13 protein-coding genes are annotated in these 17,057 nt (G+C 40.5%); 6 read left to right on the top strand and 7 right to left on the bottom strand.

From position 1 onward, the window contains the following. Positions 1–212 precede the first annotated feature (212 nt). Positions 213–2,525: a tetratricopeptide repeat protein gene (locus tag L4C37_RS12640; RefSeq protein WP_429768797.1), complete on the bottom strand. Its 2,313-nt coding sequence runs from the start codon at positions 2,523–2,525 to the stop codon at positions 213–215. 308 nt (positions 2,526–2,833) lie between these two features. Next, the gene (locus tag L4C37_RS12635) at positions 2,834–4,381 is read right to left on the bottom strand and encodes an arylsulfatase (protein WP_429768796.1); all 1,548 of its coding nucleotides are present in this window, start codon (positions 4,379–4,381) and stop codon (positions 2,834–2,836) included. A 357-nt stretch (positions 4,382–4,738) separates the two neighbouring features. Between L4C37_RS12635 and L4C37_RS12630 the strand changes: the two genes are divergently transcribed. The 3 genes from L4C37_RS12630 to L4C37_RS12620 all read left to right on the top strand — a co-directional run bounded on the left by L4C37_RS12630 (position 4,739) and on the right by L4C37_RS12620 (position 9,898). Further along, positions 4,739–6,304 carry an arylsulfatase gene (locus tag L4C37_RS12630; RefSeq protein WP_137372141.1) on the top strand — a complete coding sequence of 522 codons (1,566 nt, stop codon included), beginning with the start codon at positions 4,739–4,741 and terminating at the stop codon, positions 6,302–6,304. A 433-nt stretch (positions 6,305–6,737) separates the two neighbouring features. Further along, positions 6,738–7,733, top strand: coding sequence for a phosphate/phosphite/phosphonate ABC transporter substrate-binding protein (locus L4C37_RS12625; protein ID WP_429768795.1), 996 nt, complete (start codon positions 6,738–6,740; stop codon positions 7,731–7,733). A 29-nt stretch (positions 7,734–7,762) separates the two neighbouring features. Next, positions 7,763–9,898, top strand: a complete 2,136-nt coding sequence (locus tag L4C37_RS12620; RefSeq protein ID WP_429768793.1) for a bifunctional diguanylate cyclase/phosphodiesterase — start codon at positions 7,763–7,765, stop codon at positions 9,896–9,898. 129 nt (positions 9,899–10,027) lie between these two features. Here L4C37_RS12620 and L4C37_RS12615 read toward each other — a convergent pair whose 3' ends face one another. The 3 genes from L4C37_RS12615 to L4C37_RS12605 all read right to left on the bottom strand — a co-directional run bounded on the left by L4C37_RS12615 (position 10,028) and on the right by L4C37_RS12605 (position 12,645). Continuing rightward, the gene (locus tag L4C37_RS12615; protein WP_137372138.1) at positions 10,028–10,321 is read right to left on the bottom strand and encodes a hypothetical protein; all 294 of its coding nucleotides are present in this window, start codon (positions 10,319–10,321) and stop codon (positions 10,028–10,030) included. A gap of 219 nt (positions 10,322–10,540) precedes the next feature. Next, a complete protein-coding gene (locus tag L4C37_RS12610) occupies positions 10,541–11,581 on the bottom strand; it encodes a porin family protein (RefSeq protein WP_429768792.1) in 1,041 nt (346 codons plus the stop codon). Positions 11,582–11,709: 128 nt separating this feature from the next. Then, positions 11,710–12,645 (bottom strand): DUF3187 family protein, encoded by a 936-nt coding sequence (locus tag L4C37_RS12605; protein ID WP_429768791.1) that lies wholly within the window; start codon positions 12,643–12,645, stop codon positions 11,710–11,712. Positions 12,646–12,942: 297 nt separating this feature from the next. Here L4C37_RS12605 and L4C37_RS12600 point away from each other — a divergent pair, with 297 nt between their 5' ends. Continuing rightward, positions 12,943–13,758: a response regulator transcription factor gene (locus L4C37_RS12600; protein WP_273293754.1), complete on the top strand. Its 816-nt coding sequence runs from the start codon at positions 12,943–12,945 to the stop codon at positions 13,756–13,758. A gap of 32 nt (positions 13,759–13,790) precedes the next feature. Here the strand turns inward: L4C37_RS12600 and L4C37_RS12595 are convergent, their stop codons facing one another. Then, positions 13,791–14,558 (bottom strand): recombinase A, encoded by a 768-nt coding sequence (locus tag L4C37_RS12595; protein ID WP_429768910.1) that lies wholly within the window; start codon positions 14,556–14,558, stop codon positions 13,791–13,793. A gap of 301 nt (positions 14,559–14,859) precedes the next feature. Between L4C37_RS12595 and L4C37_RS12590 the strand changes: the two genes are divergently transcribed. Together L4C37_RS12590 and L4C37_RS12585 are read left to right on the top strand one after the other, a co-directional pair. After that, complete coding sequence (locus L4C37_RS12590; protein WP_137372134.1) at positions 14,860–15,108, top strand: hypothetical protein; 249 nt, start codon at positions 14,860–14,862, stop codon at positions 15,106–15,108. Positions 15,109–15,260: 152 nt separating this feature from the next. Further along, a complete protein-coding gene (locus L4C37_RS12585) occupies positions 15,261–16,190 on the top strand; it encodes a LysR family transcriptional regulator (RefSeq protein ID WP_273293752.1) in 930 nt (309 codons plus the stop codon). 125 nt (positions 16,191–16,315) lie between these two features. Here L4C37_RS12585 and L4C37_RS12580 read toward each other — a convergent pair. Next, positions 16,316–17,057 (bottom strand): PepSY domain-containing protein (locus L4C37_RS12580; protein WP_429768789.1); only part of this gene is annotated, 742 nt, incomplete at its 5' end.

Raw genomic sequence — 17,057 nt, 5'->3', positions numbered from 1 at the left:
CTACGCTAAATTAAACGGTCAGTTAACCCGCACTGAATGAGTCCAAATACGAGCTGTGGGTAGCCAATGTTGTATTCTCAATCTTACTAAAGCGCCTGATAACTATTGGTTATACTCTCTATGCCTATGGTCTGAATTTCTATGCTTATGGTTTTAGTTTCTATGCTTATAGTTTCTATGCCTGCGGTTATCGCCTGTATTACGATTTCAGGTCATAACCTCTGCTTTAGATTTTGAATAATATTAGGCGGTGCGTAGCGTTCTAACTGTTGAATACATTGACTGGCTGTTGGCTTTTTATATTTTAAAAGCATGTCGCACTGAGCAAATAGCTGCTGAGGATCGCCACTCAATTCAAATGCTTTAAATAATGCGCCTGCTGCCTGATCCACATTTATCGTTTCCATAGATAACCCATACACATACCAATATTGTGCATTCTGAGGTTCAACTTGGGTTGCTTGACGCATGTAATTTGAAGCGCCGGTTTTATTACCTTGTCTGAGCAATGATAAACCTGCACTGTAGCGAAGTGCACCAGAGCTAGGTTGAGCCACAATGCCTTTCTTCATGGTGCCCAACGCAAGTTTTTCTTGCCCTTGTGTGCGATACAAATCGGCTAGATTGACATAACTATTGGCAAAATATGGTTCTACTATCATTGCATGTTGATAGCTTTCTATCGCTTTATCGTAATGGCCTTGGGCACGATATAAATTGCCTAAGTTAGTCCGTCCAAACCCTCTATCGGCATTGAACGTTTGGATCATGATGTACTCATCCAATGGCTTAGCAAGCTGCTCTTTTTGCATTGGGTTTGCTTCTCGCCAATTGTTCGCAAGCGCTCCTGCCGTTTCTGCACGTATGGCTAACACAGGATCATCGAGTAATGGCTGTAATATCTGCCAGCGATCGCTGAATGAAAATGCAGCAGAACCTTGAATTGCGCCTAAACGAATCAGTTCATTTTCATGCTTCACTGCCCGCCCTACAGCAACCAGCGTATTTTGACCAGTAAAGCTGCCCAACCGTTGTAAGGCAGATGCGCGAATAATGTCACTTTGCTTAGCATCTTGAGCGGTGTAAGAAAGTGCATCTTCTGCGCCGCGGTAATTGATTTCTGCCGCATAGAAAGCCACAGAAAAGTGCTGCTGATTTCGGTACTTTGAATTGGGGAACCATTCACCTAGCTTTTCATCTGCCCACTCATTGGTTTCGCCTTCATGACAGTTGGTACACACGTTAGGTGTGCCTATATTTTTGCTTAAGTCTGGTCTTGGAATTTGCCAACTGTGGTCGCGCCTTGGGTCCACTTCCATGTAAGTGGTTTCTGGCATATGACAAGTCGTACATTGAGAGGCTTCAGTGTTAGCAGTGTGGAACGTGTGCTTTTCTGGCGTGTATTCAGAAGCAAGGTGACATTGGCTACACACGGCTTGTTCTGGCACTTCTAACTTAGAAGTATGGGGGTTATGGCAATTGGTACAAGTTACGCCTTTTTCTGCCATTTTGGATTGCATGAATGATCCATAGACATAATCTTCATCGAAAATCTGCCCGTCATTATGATAAAGCTCTGGAGTAATTAGGCTGAGTAAATAGCTATCTAGCAGGTGCCCATTAACATGGGCTTGATCTTCATTCAGTTGAGTTCGGCGACTATGACATTGAGCGCAGACAGTCGTTTGATCTGTTTTCTCAATAGACGCCGGCTGCAAGGTAGATGAGCCTTCTTTATAGACCCATTCAGTCACCGCTTTTGATAAGTCACGATCAAAACCATAATGAGCAATAGCGTGTGAATTTGAGCTTGTGCTTGTGCTTGTATCACTAAGGTTCTGAGCCTTTGCCCAGGTCATATGTTCATTTGCAGGGCCATGGCAAGCTTCACAGCCAACATTGATTTCAGACCAAGTAGAGTTATAACGATTCTGGTCTAGGTCGTAGTTTTTCTTTAAGTTTGTTGAATGGCAATCAGCACACATCAAATTCCAATTTTGCCCTGTATTGGTCCAATAGAATTCATCCGTCACCTTCATTTCTGGGTACAAGTGGTACCAACGCTGCCCACCAGCTTCCGCACGTCTTGAATCCCAAGCAAATGGGATTAACTGCACTCGTCCATCTTCAAACTCAACCATGTATTGTTGAAGTGGGTCGTAGCCAAAAGTGTAATTAATTTGGTAGTCATGGAACTTTCCATCGGATCCCTGAATATTGACCCAGAAATCATCACCTTTCTTAAAAAATCGATTCGTTTTACCTTCAAATTCAAATGTCGCATTGTTGAAATCGGCTAACACGCTTTCTTCTGTCGCATGTTTCATTGCCATTTCATGGTCGGAGCCTTTCCACTGCTCATATTCCTCCGCGTGGCAATCAATACATTGCTCACTTCCTACATAGCTTTCTGCAGCTACAAACTCACCCTCCGCTTTCAGTTGAAATGCCAACGTAGCAAGCAATATAAGCAATACTTTTCGCAGTGATTCCATACCCAATAAATTCTGACTTATCCTTGTCATTATTCCCTTACCTGCTTCCTGCTGTTATTTGATTTTCTTATTATTCTGCATGGCAGACTTTTATAAAACACTTACCTTTTTGATAACTAACTTATTTAAATAACAATAAGTTACTACTAAAGCGTAGGCTAATTTGATGACAATTGAGGGTGGTAATTCATTTATCTATAAGATCTGTGTTCTAGTTTGAACTTTAAGATTCATTTTCTTTCAACTCGTCATTTTTCAGAGATAAGAAACTAGAAGAAAAGTTCGGCTTTAAATACGTTTAAGGAGATAAAAAGGGCTCCGAAGAGCCCTTATAGTTGCTACTTACTATGCGGCTCTTGGAGTTTTTCCATTACCTGATCTAACCCAAAGCTGGCGGCTTTTTGGCGAGGTGGGAACTCTTCAAAGGTGGCAAGGTATTTCGCGACATACGCTTGAGCAGGTACAAACATATAGGCGTGGTCAATTAACCAATCGTAATAAGTATTAGAGGTCACATCTGCTACTTCATACGGGTCCATTCTTAAGTTAAACAGTTTAGGCACTCTTAAAGTCACAAACGGTTCAGCCCAAATTTGTAATGTCCCTTTCGCTCTCTGCTCCATGAATACCGCTTTCCACTTGTTATAACGAAGTGCCGCTAAATCCCCATCATCGGTAAAGTAGAAAATCTCATCCCGGCGACCTTCTGTTTCTTCCCCTTTCAAATAAGGTAAGAAGTTATAACCATCAAGGTGAACTTTGAAATCTTTACCAGCAGCACTGTGCCCTTTTAAAAGCTTCTCTTTTACTTTATCGTCGCCCGCTGCGGCAACAAAGGTAGGCAACCAATCCATATGGTGCATGATTTCATTAGAAACTTGCCCCGGTTTGATATTACCAGGCCAACGAACCATCGCAGGAACACGGTACGCGCCTTCCCAGTTTGTATTTTTCTCACTTCGGAATGGCGTTGTACCAGCATCTGGCCACGAGTTCATATGAGGACCGTTATCGGTAGAATAGAAAACAATGGTGTTATCTTTGATGCCGAGATCATCAACCGACTTAAGAATTGCCCCTACGTGATTATCATGTTCAACCATACCGTCAGCGTATTCACTAATACCAGTAAAGCCTTGTAGCTCTGGTTTGACATGAGTTCGGAAATGCATTCGGGTGGCATTCCACCAAACAAAAAATGGTTTCTCTGCTTTAACAGCACGCTCCATGAAATCGATAGCCGCTGTCACAGTTTCATCATCCACCGTTTCCATTCGTTTACGAGTGAGTGGACCCGTATCTTCAATTTTTCCATCAGCAAAAGACTTAATCACACCACGTGGACCAAACTTCTTACGAAACTCTGGATCTTGCGGGTAGTCAATATTCTCAGGTTCTTCTTCAGCATTCAGGTGGTAAAGGTTGCCAAAAAATTCGTCAAACCCGTGTGCTGTTGGAAGAAATTCGTCTTTATCCCCTAGGTGGTTTTTACCAAACTGCCCTGTCATATATCCCATTGGCTTGAGCAGCTCTGCAATCGTGGCATCTTCAGCTTGTAAACCAATATCAGCGCCTGGCAGACCTACTTTACTCAGCCCAGTTCTTAGAACACTCTGCCCTGTAATAAAAGTAGAACGCCCCGCAGTACAAGATTGTTCACCATAATAATCCGTAAACATCATCCCCTCTTTAGCAATACTGTCTATATTCGGAGTTTGATACCCCATCAAGCCAAAGGTGTACGCACTAATGTTCGATTGCCCAATATCATCGCCCCAGATCACCAATATATTGGGTTTCTCTGCTGCAATACTGCTACCCGATGCCCCAATTAAAATGGCTGCGAGTAGAGTTAAGCGATAGTTGGTACCTTTCATTGACATCATATAAGCCCCTGTTTATCTAAGTAAGTAGCATCCTGCAATTAACCTATAGAACAAAAATCAGACAATTACTATTCAACCAAACACATAATATTTTTAATTCCATAGATTGAGATACATGCCATCAGATTAAAAATTTGTGACACAAGTAACCCTACGAATGAAAGTGTAAACAAGATCAGACGGCTTTGATCTTGTGTCTAAGCGAGGGCTAACGACTATTTCAGTGTGATGAATAGAACTTTATAACGTTTGGTTATAGTGGCTATAAGACGACAGGTAGCAGGCTTCTTATTACATTACTTGCCAAGGAACGCATGTGCGTTTATTTCAACAGCATTTAATGACAATGGAGTCCTTATGGCTAATCACTTAAACAAGATAGCAGTTGGCGTTGGCTTACTTGCCTCTTCAACCGCTGCCATTGCCGCAGAGAAACCGAACATTCTTGCCATTTTTGGTGATGATGTAGGTTACTGGAACATCAGTGCTTATAACCAAGGCATGATGGGATACGAGACACCAAATATTGATCGAATCGCGAATGAAGGTGCACTTTTCACCGATCATTACGGTCAGCAATCTTGCACTGCAGGTCGTTCAGCATTCATTACAGGTCAAGAACCTTTCCGAACCGGTCTACTGACCATCGGCATGCCGGGCTCTGATCACGGTATTCCTGACTGGGCTCCAACCATTGCTGACTTGTTGAAAGACGAAGGCTACATGACGGCACAATTTGGTAAGAACCATCTAGGTGACCAAGATCAGCACTTACCAACTAACCACGGTTTTGATGAATTCTTCGGTAACCTTTACCACTTGAATGCAGAAGAAGAACCAGAAACGTATTACTACCCTAAAGACCCTGAATTTCGAAAAAACTACGGTCCTCGTGGTGTAATCAAATCTTACTCAGACGGTAAAGTTGAAGATACGGGTCCTATGACGCGTAAGCGTATGGAACATGCAGACGAAGAGTTCCTTGAAACCTCTCTAGCCTTCATGGAAAAAGCGGTTAAAGCAGATAAACCTTTCTTTATTTGGCACAACACAACTCGTATGCACGTTTGGACTCGTCTACAAGAGAAATACCAAGGTAAATCTGGCGTGAGTATCTATGCAGATGGCATGTTGGAGCATGATGACCAAGTTGGTATTTTGCTAGACAAGCTAGATGACTTAGGGGTTGCAGACAACACTATCGTTATCTATTCAACAGATAACGGTGCAGAAACCGCAACTTGGCCGGATGGCGGTGCTACACCATTCCACGGTGAAAAAGGCACAACTTGGGAAGGTGGTATGCGTGTACCACAACTAGTACGCTGGCCTGGTGTGATTGAACCTGGTTCTAAAATGAACGAAATGATGGCTCACCAAGACTGGCTACCAACACTATTGGCAGCTGCTGGTGTTCCTGATGTGAAAGAACAATTGACTAAAGGCTATAAAGCTAACGGTAAAGAGTTCAAAGTTCATATTGATGGTTACAACTTCATGCCTTACCTAGCAGGTAAAGAAGATAAAGGTCCACGTGAGTCGCTACTTTACTTTACAGCAAACGGTGAGCTCAATGCAGTACGCTGGAATGATTGGAAGCTTAACTTTGCTGTAATGGAAGGCAACATTGTTAACGCCGTACGTTTTACGCCGAACTGGCCTCAAATCATTCACTTACGTGCTGACCCATTTGAAAAAGCACCGCACGAATCTACAATGTACATGCGTTGGATGGCAGATAACATGTGGCTATTCGTTCCTATTCAAGACGTTCTTGGCGATTTCTTCAAAACATTGCCACAGTACCCAATGCAAACAGGTACTATGTTGAACCCAGCTTCAATCAGCTCTCAATCTCTTGGTTTGAAAGCGAAGCTTCAGCAACTAGAACAGTTACAACAGCAAGTTGATGGTATGAAATAACGAGTCATACTCTAATGTTCAATCGTTAATATTATCATTATGAATATTGAACTTTAGGACTCCCAGCCAAATAATCCACCCTGTTATTCGTTAATAGGGTGGCTTTTTTCACTTCTATCCTCATCTTTTTTCTAAATTTATTATGTCTAGCCCACTTTGCACTATGCTTACATTTCTCTTCTTAATTACATTTCTCAAACCAATCATAATTAACTACAATTATAAAGGTTAGTAGTCGATATAGTTATGGTGTCCAATTCTAAACTCAGCGTGTAGCCTTCTTTAATGAAATACTGATTTACATTGTAAAGTCACCTATTCCTACGCCAATAGATGTCATAAATTAGTAGCAAACGTGTCATTTATAGAATGACGAACAGTAAATGGTCGTGATAAAGTATATTTTCGCTACTCTATTTGTAAGGATGAAGATATGACTCTGATTTTAAGTGCAGTTATTCGTATTACGGGGCTTGTGTGTGTCACCTTAGCGCCTTTATTGCTGATGACTTCATCCTCATACGCTAACGAAGAGCACGCGATAGAACCTCAACGCTCAAGTATTGTTTTAGGCGTTATTAGCTCGAAGCCGAAAAAAGCTTTTAAGCGTTCACAACAGCTTGCCGACTATCTAGCCGATCATTTGCAAGACTATGGAATCACTTCAGGTGAAGTGAAAGTGGCAAAAAACCTAGATCAAATGAAAGAGCTATTCAGAACAGGACAAGTTGATTTAATTTCTGAAACAAGCTTTTCAGCTTATGAGCTAAAAGAAGCAAAATTGGCGGATATGATTGCTCGCCAATGGAAAGGAGGAAGTAAAGAGTACTATTCCATCTTCTTCACTCGGAAAGATCGCGGCATCAATAGCTTTGACGATTTATTAGGTCAAATCATTGTGTTTGAGGATCACCGTTCAACGAGCTCTTTTTTAATTCCTGCAATCACACTGCTTGAAAGTGGCTACGACTTACATAAAGTTTCCTCGCCACGTGATAACGTACCGCCTGGCTCTATCGGCTTTTTCTTTTCTGATGAAGTTTCACGCTATGGTGATGAAACAAATATGATGTCATGGGTTCACAATAAAATTGTGGCGGCGTCTGTATTCAGCAACTTAGATTGGGTAGAAGAAGTTCCAAATAATATTAAATCTCAGTTAGTGATTTTCCACAAAAGTCAGCCACAACCACGTGCCATTATGCTTACTCGTTCAAAACTAAATGAAGATTTGAAAAAAGCCATTATGCTCACGCTGTTTAATGCGCATAACAATACAACTGGAAAACAAGCGCTTATGGCATTTAAAAGTACAAGTAAGTTTGATGTATTAACACCACAAGATCGAAATAGCATTGATCAACTTGGTTCTAAACTCGAGCTTATTACTCCTTTAGTCAGTCATACATCAAGTAGTAAACAAAAATGAAATTAAAGGGCAGGATTATTTTAGGTAGTATGACATTTATAATCCTCACGATTACATGTCTTACTCTGTCACAGCTATATATTAAACATAAATACACAAATAATATTCTGAACTCCACATCTGAAATAATTTCAGAGAAATATGTACTTTATGCGCAAGAGCAAGCCACCATTATTATTGATTCACTGGCTTATTCTCTTGTTGAACCTATGTATTTCTTCGATCTTGATGGTGTGCAATACCTTATTGAACCTATTTCGAACAGTAAAGGTATTGAAGAAGTCATTGTTTTTGATACTAAGGGGAATATCTTCCATTCCGGTGGGCTAAATAGCGACTATGGGAAGCCAATCAACCGCCCAGATTTGCAAACATCGATATTAACGGAGCAAAAGGAATACCTCTATATCGATGAAAAATCATTAACACTCGCCTACCCATTAAGCCTAGACAATAAATTATTGGGTGGCGTGGCTTTAGTTTTGTCTTTGGAGGCTGTTAGGCGAGATATCACTGAACACAAAAACCTTGTTCTAGACATTAAGCAAAATAGTCACGATCTGAACTCTAGAATCCTCACAGCCGCTTTTATCATTATTTTCTGTGTTAGCTTAGTTTTATTATCATTCTTAATTAATAAGTTTGTAGACCCAATTAAAAAACTGGTAACTCAATCGCGACACATCAGTTTAGGTGAATATCAAAATCATAACACCATCAAGCGTAGCGACGAGCTAGGTGAGCTAGCCATGGCGTTTAATGAAATGGATGAAAAGCTAAAACAACGAAGTGATAGTATAGAATTCTTGGCTTATAACGACCCTTTGACACAACTGCCTAACCGTCTTAACTTCATCACTTACATTGAAAGCTTAATCGAAAGCAGCAGAAAAGATAACGTTCAATCGGCTATCTTTTTTATAGATCTTGATGGCTTCAAAAACGTAAATGATAACTTAGGGCACCAAGCTGGTGATGACCTTTTAAGGCATGTAGCCAAGCGAATTTTATCCGTGATTGAGCGTTTGAATGCCCTAAATAATCTAGAACCCATCGATAAGCAAGTTGCTCGTATTGGTGGTGATGAATTTTTGCTTTGTATCCCGAATGTAAACGGTGTTGAGGACACTTCAACCATTGCCAACGCCTTATTACATGAGCTATCGACACCAATACTGATTAATGAACTACATGAGTCCGTTTTTATTGGTGCAAGTATCGGTATTGCTTTTCTTTCTGAGGATGAATTATCAGCAGAAGAACTGGTGAAACAAGCAGATATTGCTATGTATGCGGCGAAAGCCAGCGGTAAAAACACATTCCGCCATTTCACTAAGAAGATGGAACAAAAAGTACTTCGCAGAGTTATTATCGAACAAGACTTACAGCTCGCAATGTCTGATTTTTCTCAATTTCAGGTGTGGTTTCAACCCAAAATCGACCTGAATAAAGGAGAAGTCATTGGTGCTGAAGCCTTACTTCGATGGATTCACCCTGAAAAAGGCTTTATTGGCCCTGATGAATTCATCCCAATTGCTGAAACAAACGGACTGATTGTTCGGTTAGGTGAGTGGGTAATTGAAGAAGTCATCCGTAACCTTTCGCTTTGGAATAAAGAACATTGCTTAGATAACTTCCACGTAGCATTTAATGTATCTGCGCGGCAACTGCGTGATCAACAAGTCTCTAATTTCATTGATGAACAACTTAACAAATATCAGATACCTTCGAAGCTAATACAGATTGAGGTAACTGAAACCACGTTAATGGAAAATAAGGTAAGTGCAAAGAAAACCCTAGATTCACTCAGGCAGTTAGGTGTAGAAGTATGGCTGGATGACTTCGGCACTGGATTTTCGTCCCTTATGTACTTGCAACAGCTTGCTGTTGACGGGTTAAAAATCGATAGAAGCTTTATTTCAGGATCAGAAGTGAACACCAATACGCACACTCTATGTTCTGCCATTATTTTAATGGCACATCAATTAGGTATTAGAGTGGTGGCAGAAGGAATTGAGACTCAAGAACAAGCTAATTTCTTACTAGAACAAGATTGCGATTATGGACAAGGATATTTCTTTGCTAGACCTATGGCTGTCGATCTTTTCGAAAAAGATTACTTACAAGAAAAGAGCGAAACGCTCACCACATCCAGCATGAAATAGTCTCAAAAAATGAACGTGTGGGTTGGCTAACTATCTAGACCGAAAAGATACTAATCAACCCATTCATTTCAATATCGAGCTGCCTAAACAGACGAATTCAATAGCCAATAGCCAATAGCCAATAGCCAACTATACTAATTCCCCTTCAAAACAAATATCAAGAGAGTTAATTCCTCTTAGTGACTTTCGGTGAACACCACTTAGGCTTCCACTTAGTACTAAGTAGTAATTTCCTTTCTTCATCATGTTCCAAGCTTGGTCGAGAGAATCCGCATAATGCTTAACTTTTGGAGCCTGAGGCTCAGCTCTATTGTCTCTTCCCTTCTTTATAACTAACTCAAATAACCCATCTTTATTTGGTAAGCATTCGAAAATAACTGGGTTGTTGTAAATAATACCTTCAGCAGTAATCGATTTAATCATGTGACAACTCTTTTAATAAAAAGGCCACTTCGAAAGACAAAGTGGCCATAAGTTCACTCACTGTGGATGCAGGGTGTAACAAGAGGAAAAGCTTCGAGAACGGGCTGGTAAATCAAACTTACCAAACCTAATTCACGACTCTTCCATTTAAACAAGATGAGCCGTGCTAGTACCGTTTTCCTCTTAATTGTTTAACCTCATAAACGGGCTAAATTAAACTTAGAAGTAGTAATAAGCGGCTGCGAATACATGAGTTTCTTCATCGTAATCAAAGCCAGCGTCTAGCTCTTGCTTAATATCAATACCCATGTCTGCATTGTCTGCAATACGGTACATTGCGGCAATGTTGATGTATGAGAAGTCTTCATCTGACTTGCCTTGAGCTTCTTTAGAGTTTGCAGCGTAACCAGCAGCTAATGTTAGATCTTCACTAAGTGAGTAACCCGCAGAAACGTAGTAACCTGTATTTTTTGCATCTTCAACGTAGTCGTCGTGACCTTTAACTACAGTGTTACCTTCTTCAATCCATGTATTCACACCGATTTTAATGTCACCCACTTTTACGTTACCTGTCACTGTGTACACGTCGTAATCAGCGTCATCACGGGTTTCGTAACCTGCGTAGATGTTCACAACACCTTGCTCAAAACCAACATAGCCATTCACGCCTTTATCGGCGTCAGTGTGGTCGTCATCCGTTTCAAAGTATGAAATTCCGTAAGCAATTGAAGAAGCAGAACCTTGAAATTTAACAACGTTAAATGCATCAGACGCATCGCTTGCAGAAGCACCGTACTCGTAAGTGTTATCACCCGCACCATCAACTTTGTCTAAAGCTGTATCATTTTCGAAACCGAAAGAAGCAATACCAACACCTGTGTCAAAACCTAACCAAGCTTTATCAACATCTGTTGCAGGACCAGAATCAATACCGTTAGCCCAACCAGCAGTATTCGCGTCAGTTACGTTGTTATCAGTTGTGTAGTTCAGCATGAAATCTGTTTCGAAGTAACCTACGAAACGATTGTTACGGTAGTTAACCGCAAGAGTAAGACCTGTAGCCCAATCATCGTAAAATGCTTTTGAACCAGTATCGTAGTAGCCACCTACACCAAAAAGACCAGATACAGAGAATTGGTCTTTATGCATAGAATCAAATGCAAACATATCTTCATTTATGCTGTTTTGGCTGCTTGTACTTACTGCAAATGCTGATGAAGAGATACTTGCGATTGCAATAGCTACGAGAGTCTTTTTCATTTTCACTACCTTGTTTTAAACATGTATTTGGGAGGTTTATACATCCTCCTTTTGGATGGCAGTGATTGTTATTCATTTACAAAGATGTCAGTACCGTAATTTTACTGCTTATTGGCATTTAAATAGCTTTAAATTGACATTCGAAGGCCTAATGTAAAACCAATGTCAGTACTGTTATCCATATTTCTCATATTTTCTGTCATCGACGCTTCGAACATGATTCGTTGTAAAAAGCGGTATCGATACCCAAGAACAAGCTCATTGGAAGGTTCTGAAAAGTCAGGGTCATTACTTGCCCAGCCATGGTAATTCAGTGACTCAATCACCACACTGTGTGCTTTGTTAAAACGGTATTCGTAGCCTACCGCCCAACTTAGACTTCTATTTTCTAAAGTCACCTCTTCATCAGAGTTTCGATGCACGGCTCCAAGCGTGACGAAAACGCTGTTTTGAGCATTGATATAGCTATAATTGAGCTGAGCACCCTGTTCAAAACTTTTCCTTTCAAACATCCCGTCTCTTACATTATTCCAAAACAATGACGCTCCAGCAGAAAGGGAAGAAGGGCCTCTCGATAAAATTAGTACCTCATTATAATAAGTGATAGCACTGGTTAGAGTCTCTCCTTCAAAGTCATCTATCTGCACCCCTGCGCCTGGAATAGAGATACTAAATTGATCTTCAGGAACGGTATCTCGACCATTTTGACCAATTCCGAATAGATCGTGAAACCCCATGACAAAACTATCTAGTCCATTATCTTTAGCAGTTACTCTTCGGTAATCTATCTCCGCCTTCCAAATAGGCGAAATTTGCCATTCAACAGCAACGCTGCTCTGGTTCTGATAATAATCAAGAGAGTACTCACTGGTGTGCGCCCAAATACTGGCGATTGTATATGATGACTTAAATTCAACAGAACCAACTTGGTTCGGCTCTGCTTTTCTTAATTGAGTCGAAAGGACATTCGAATGAATTGGGGATTGTGCGTAAGTATAAACAGGAGCGGCATGAATACTTGGTATCAAAATAGACAGTAGAATTAGGGTTATAAATGGCTTCATATATGCTCAGCTAAATATAAAATTTAAAAGACCAGCTGAATATTTTATTAAAAATAAGTGAAAGTTCATGCAGTATATTTACTGCATTAATTGCTTAGTGAATACATACAATCAGCACATAACCTATTCGATAGGCTTATATATGAAGCAGTAATGAAATTCATAAACGTTATTATTTATATGCCACTTATCGTCACAAACATAGTAGGATATGTGAAACTCAAGGTAAGGTGTGTGAAGTTGAAAATAGACCAAGAACCATTGGTTATACTAAATGCAGGCAGTGAAGAGGAATAAATGAGCGGTAAAAAACTAAGTTTTGAACAACTTCTTATGAATCAGTCCAGTTTACTTATTAACTGTGACCCAAGACTCTTTAACCCCACGTGGTCTAAAACCAGCTTTGAAGTATTAAATTGGTTTAATATTGATAGGTTAACCTTATTTCCAAATTCAATGGTTCTCCTTGAAGAAGGAAAAACCGCTTCTGCTGCTCGTGAAAACATCCCGCCAATCAATAAGAAGAACTTCCTTGGAAAAAACCATACTGACTATTTAAAGTTACTGAAAACATCCAAGCCACATCTCACGTTTAGTACCTTGGAACTGGAAAAAAGCCAAAACGTCGTTTTAAAGCAACTGTATAAAGAAGGGGGACGTTGGCATTGCATTATTCCTTTACAGCTTTTTGGGCAGCGCTGGGGCGCACTTTCGTTTACCAATTTCTTCGATAACTCTGAAGGGTTAAATGATGAAGATTTACAACGCCTAAAACTTGTTTGCGAAATGTGGCTTTGCTATTGGCAACACTCCACACTATTTCGCTCCCTTAAACAAAGTGAAACCTCGCTCGTCAATGATGCTGATAAGTTATTACTGCTGACCAAAAAGCAGAGCACAGTTTTAGCCTTGATTGCACAAGGGCTTACCGCCCAGCAATGCGCAGACAAACTACACCTAAGCTCACGTACTATTGAATCCCACAAATACAGAATGCTTGACTTACTTGAGTTGGAAAACCACAGCGACCTAGTTCAATTTGCACTTAGAAATGGCTTGGGGATGGCTGAAGACACCAATTCACAACCTTCAGCTAAAGCTAAAGGTAGCTAGTTTGTATTCCACGATCCTGACAAGTTCCGTCTTTAATTATCTTCTTGGGCTTCTGCAATAGCGAATTTCACTTCTTCCGACGAGAAGCCCTTACGAGTAAGCATTGCATAAGCTTTTGAACGTTCTTTGTGGCTGGTCAAGTCATAATTTTTTTTCTGTAGCTGCTCTAAGCATGATGAATAAAAATCAATTATGTCTTCATTTATCGCCTTCTCTACCACGGTTTCTAAATCCGCAATATCAATTTTACGCATCCTAAGTTCTTGCCTGATTACCGTAAGACCTTTCCCTTTTCGCGCGTATTTTAAGACTTCTTTTTCTAAATCGGCCTTTTCTGCTTTTATTTCTAAGTTCGATTTCAACTCTGAAACATTTTCGTGCTGCGCTAAAGCTTCTTTTATCTGCTGATAAGTAAAGCCGCGTTTTTGTAATGCTGCTACAACCTTCTCTTTACTCATGGTAAAGGTTTGATAGTAATTATTGACTCTCTCTATCAACATGGCTTGTTCATCAATACTTTTTGCCTGCTTAACCTTTTCAATCGCATTATGAATGATTGAATCTTGTAAGCCTTTCTTCTTGAGCTTTTCTACAATGTACTTTGACCCAAACTCCCCAGCGAAAGCTTGTTCTGTAAACTGTTCGGCAAAATCTTGATCAGATTTAAGGTAGCCGTAACCTCGCAAGTTACTGAGCGTTTCAGTTATCCACTCTTCATTATCTGTTTTCACACGTAACTTAACCAACAGCTCACTTTCTGTCATATCACGTTGGGTTAAATGCCACATGGCAGAATTCATAACACTTTCAAGTCGAGTGGCTTTTTTTACTCGGTTTTGGTCTTGGTTCATTGCTGTTTTCATCCTAATCAGCATGTATTCACGTTCATCTTACAAGCTAGATACGGAGTAACCAAACCTACAGTACAAATAACTCAGCTAACAGACATGAATAAATACTCGAACACAGTTCCCATAAAGCGCCATGATCTGTAAAGTACGCCCCATAGAAAACACAATACAAACTGCTCTGATTTCAATGCGGCTGGTACATTCCAAACGCAAACCTATTTCAGAGCATGACAACAAAAAGAGTATCCATATGAACGACGAACTAGATGTAATTGATAACCTAGAAGAACTAGAAAAATTCCTTATTGCCGTTGAAGCTGGCGGTTTAGGGCTAGAAGGTGTCGAAGGCGTAGGTATGGCAACAAATAACTCAGACGGTCGTCACTTCGTGGCAGTATTTAATAGCAGCCATAAAGTTTTACTTGCTCGTTGGATTTCAAAAGAAGTCTTCGAAAACGGTAAAGACCTAGTACGCAACGGTCCTAGCCGTAAGCATTAAGTTGCAAGCTCTGGCATACTGATTAATGTATTTTGCCCTAGCTTAATGATGACTTTGCTATAATAACCAAAGTACCAAAAGTAAAGCACTGCCCAATAAATAGGATAGTGCTTTTTTATTGAATGGCTCTCAGGCACCGGCAATAGGTTTATATGATCAACCCGAAACTTCTCTCATTACTTCCTGACTTAGCTGCATTTATCTTAGTAGTTAATGAAGGCAGTTTTACGGCTGCCGCAAAACAACTCGGGGTAACACCTTCTGCATTAAGTAAGCTGATCACACGATTAGAACATGCTTTGTCTGTAAAGTTATTCGAGAGGACGACTCGTAAGCTCATCATTACCCAAGCAGGGCAACGTGTGTATGAGCAAAGCGTAGTAATGGTGAATGCTGCGCAACAAGCCATTGAATCTTCGAATTCAGACCACAGTGAACCTTCTGGGTCACTCACAGTTGCTGCACCAGAAGCTTTTTTGAACTCAGTTCTTCAACCATTTGTTGTGCCCTTCCTCAATCAATACCCAGAAATTCAACTCAAGCTAAGAGCAGCAGACGGCGATATTGACATTTTCAAGCAGGGAATTGATGTAGCCTTTCGATTAACTGATAAGCCAGATGAAAGCTTAGTACTTAAAGAATTAGGTAAAACCAATTTAGTCTTATGTGCTAGTCCCGAATATTTAGAGAGCAATACAATACCTTCTCACCCTACCGATTTAATCCAGCACGACTGTATATACCTTGCAGAGACCGACCGAGACCATATTTGGGATTTCTTAAAAGATGATGAATTTCATACTGTGGCGGTTAAAGGGCGTTACGCTGTTAACCACTCTCAAATGCGTCTAAACGGTGTTAAAAGTGGATTAGGAATTGGTATTTTCCACGACTTCGTGATTCAAGATGCACTTGAAGAAGGCAGTGTCGTACAAGTTTTGTCAGACTGGAATATAAAAAGTAATTACCACGGAGCCATTGCAATGCAGTTCGCTCAGACCAAGTACATGCCTGCTAGGCTGCGAGTATTCATTGATTATGCAATGGAGCATTTGAGCGATAAACTCGCTACAGATGAATAAAATTATCGCTGACGATTACTAGCCAGTAACCTGACTAGTAATCGACAATTTGTTGTATTTCTATTTACTATTTCTTTTCTATTTAGTTTTTACTATTCATTATGAATTCCTGTTTTAGGATTCAACTAATTCATCACCAAATTCAGCTTCTCGATGCGTTTAATCAGCAGCCAATCAACCAATAATACGAAAACTATAGTCAGTCCCCCCAATGGAAATAACAGTGAGATGATAATTAAACTTACTAAGCCCGCTTTCCAAATGCCATCTTGTTCAAACTTTGCTGGCGCACCAATCGTTCCCTTCCCTACAGGGCGACGCACCCACCACATGAATGCTCCCGTGACAGAAACCAAAATAAAAGCCAAGCAAAATAAAACATTCAGCACCTTATTGAAGATACTCACATCCCCCTGGTGCAGCGCGATACCAGCTGCCATGGTTTTAGCCATAAGGTTATAATCATCCCATGTAACGTCCGCTAGAATTGCACCAGAATACTGATCAATATGCGTGGTTCTATCTTGGGTCGGGTCAGTAATATCACCACTCATGGTATTCGCTGTTAAGGTATAAACTCCTGTTTCAGATCGTGGGAAGTTCAGCTTGTAATTCGTAAAACCAAGCGCATTACTCTGCTCCACCAGCCAGTCGATATTCACCGTATTTGATAACATGACATGGCTACTATGTTCATCACCCACCGCAGAATGGTCATGAGATTCAGGTAAAGGGGTTTGTTCTAAATTCCAAGGCACTTCTTCCTCAGAACCATGGTTCAAACTGGTATGTGTTTGGCTGGATAACGGCACATCATCCCACTTTTGAGCAGGGAAAGTGCTCCAAGCTTGAGCAAACTTCCCGCCC

It is taken from the genome of Vibrio kagoshimensis (genome assembly GCF_050337535.1).
In the GTDB taxonomy this organism is placed as follows: Bacteria; Pseudomonadota; Gammaproteobacteria; order Enterobacterales; family Vibrionaceae; genus Vibrio; species Vibrio gallaecicus.
This window is presented reverse-complemented; position numbering and strand designations above follow the sequence as displayed.

What these genes read in the sequence shown, in the direction of transcription:
- L4C37_RS12640 (WP_429768797.1), bottom strand. Translation starts at nt 2,525, where the DNA reads ATGACAAGGATAAGTCAGAATTTATTGGGTATGGAATCACTGCGAAAA.
- L4C37_RS12635 (WP_429768796.1), bottom strand. Translation starts at nt 4,381, where the DNA reads ATGATGTCAATGAAAGGTACCAACTATCGCTTAACTCTACTCGCAGCC.
- L4C37_RS12630 (WP_137372141.1), top strand. Translation starts at nt 4,739, where the DNA reads ATGGCTAATCACTTAAACAAGATAGCAGTTGGCGTTGGCTTACTTGCC.
- L4C37_RS12625 (WP_429768795.1), top strand. Translation starts at nt 6,738, where the DNA reads ATGACTCTGATTTTAAGTGCAGTTATTCGTATTACGGGGCTTGTGTGT.
- L4C37_RS12620 (WP_429768793.1), top strand. Translation starts at nt 7,763, where the DNA reads ATGACATTTATAATCCTCACGATTACATGTCTTACTCTGTCACAGCTA.
- L4C37_RS12615 (WP_137372138.1), bottom strand. Translation starts at nt 10,321, where the DNA reads ATGATTAAATCGATTACTGCTGAAGGTATTATTTACAACAACCCAGTT.
- L4C37_RS12610 (WP_429768792.1), bottom strand. Translation starts at nt 11,581, where the DNA reads ATGAAAAAGACTCTCGTAGCTATTGCAATCGCAAGTATCTCTTCATCA.
- L4C37_RS12605 (WP_429768791.1), bottom strand. Translation starts at nt 12,645, where the DNA reads ATGAAGCCATTTATAACCCTAATTCTACTGTCTATTTTGATACCAAGT.
- L4C37_RS12600 (WP_273293754.1), top strand. Translation starts at nt 12,943, where the DNA reads ATGAGCGGTAAAAAACTAAGTTTTGAACAACTTCTTATGAATCAGTCC.
- L4C37_RS12595 (WP_429768910.1), bottom strand. Translation starts at nt 14,558, where the DNA reads ATGAATTCTGCCATGTGGCATTTAACCCAACGTGATATGACAGAAAGT.
- L4C37_RS12590 (WP_137372134.1), top strand. Translation starts at nt 14,860, where the DNA reads ATGAACGACGAACTAGATGTAATTGATAACCTAGAAGAACTAGAAAAA.
- L4C37_RS12585 (WP_273293752.1), top strand. Translation starts at nt 15,261, where the DNA reads ATGATCAACCCGAAACTTCTCTCATTACTTCCTGACTTAGCTGCATTT.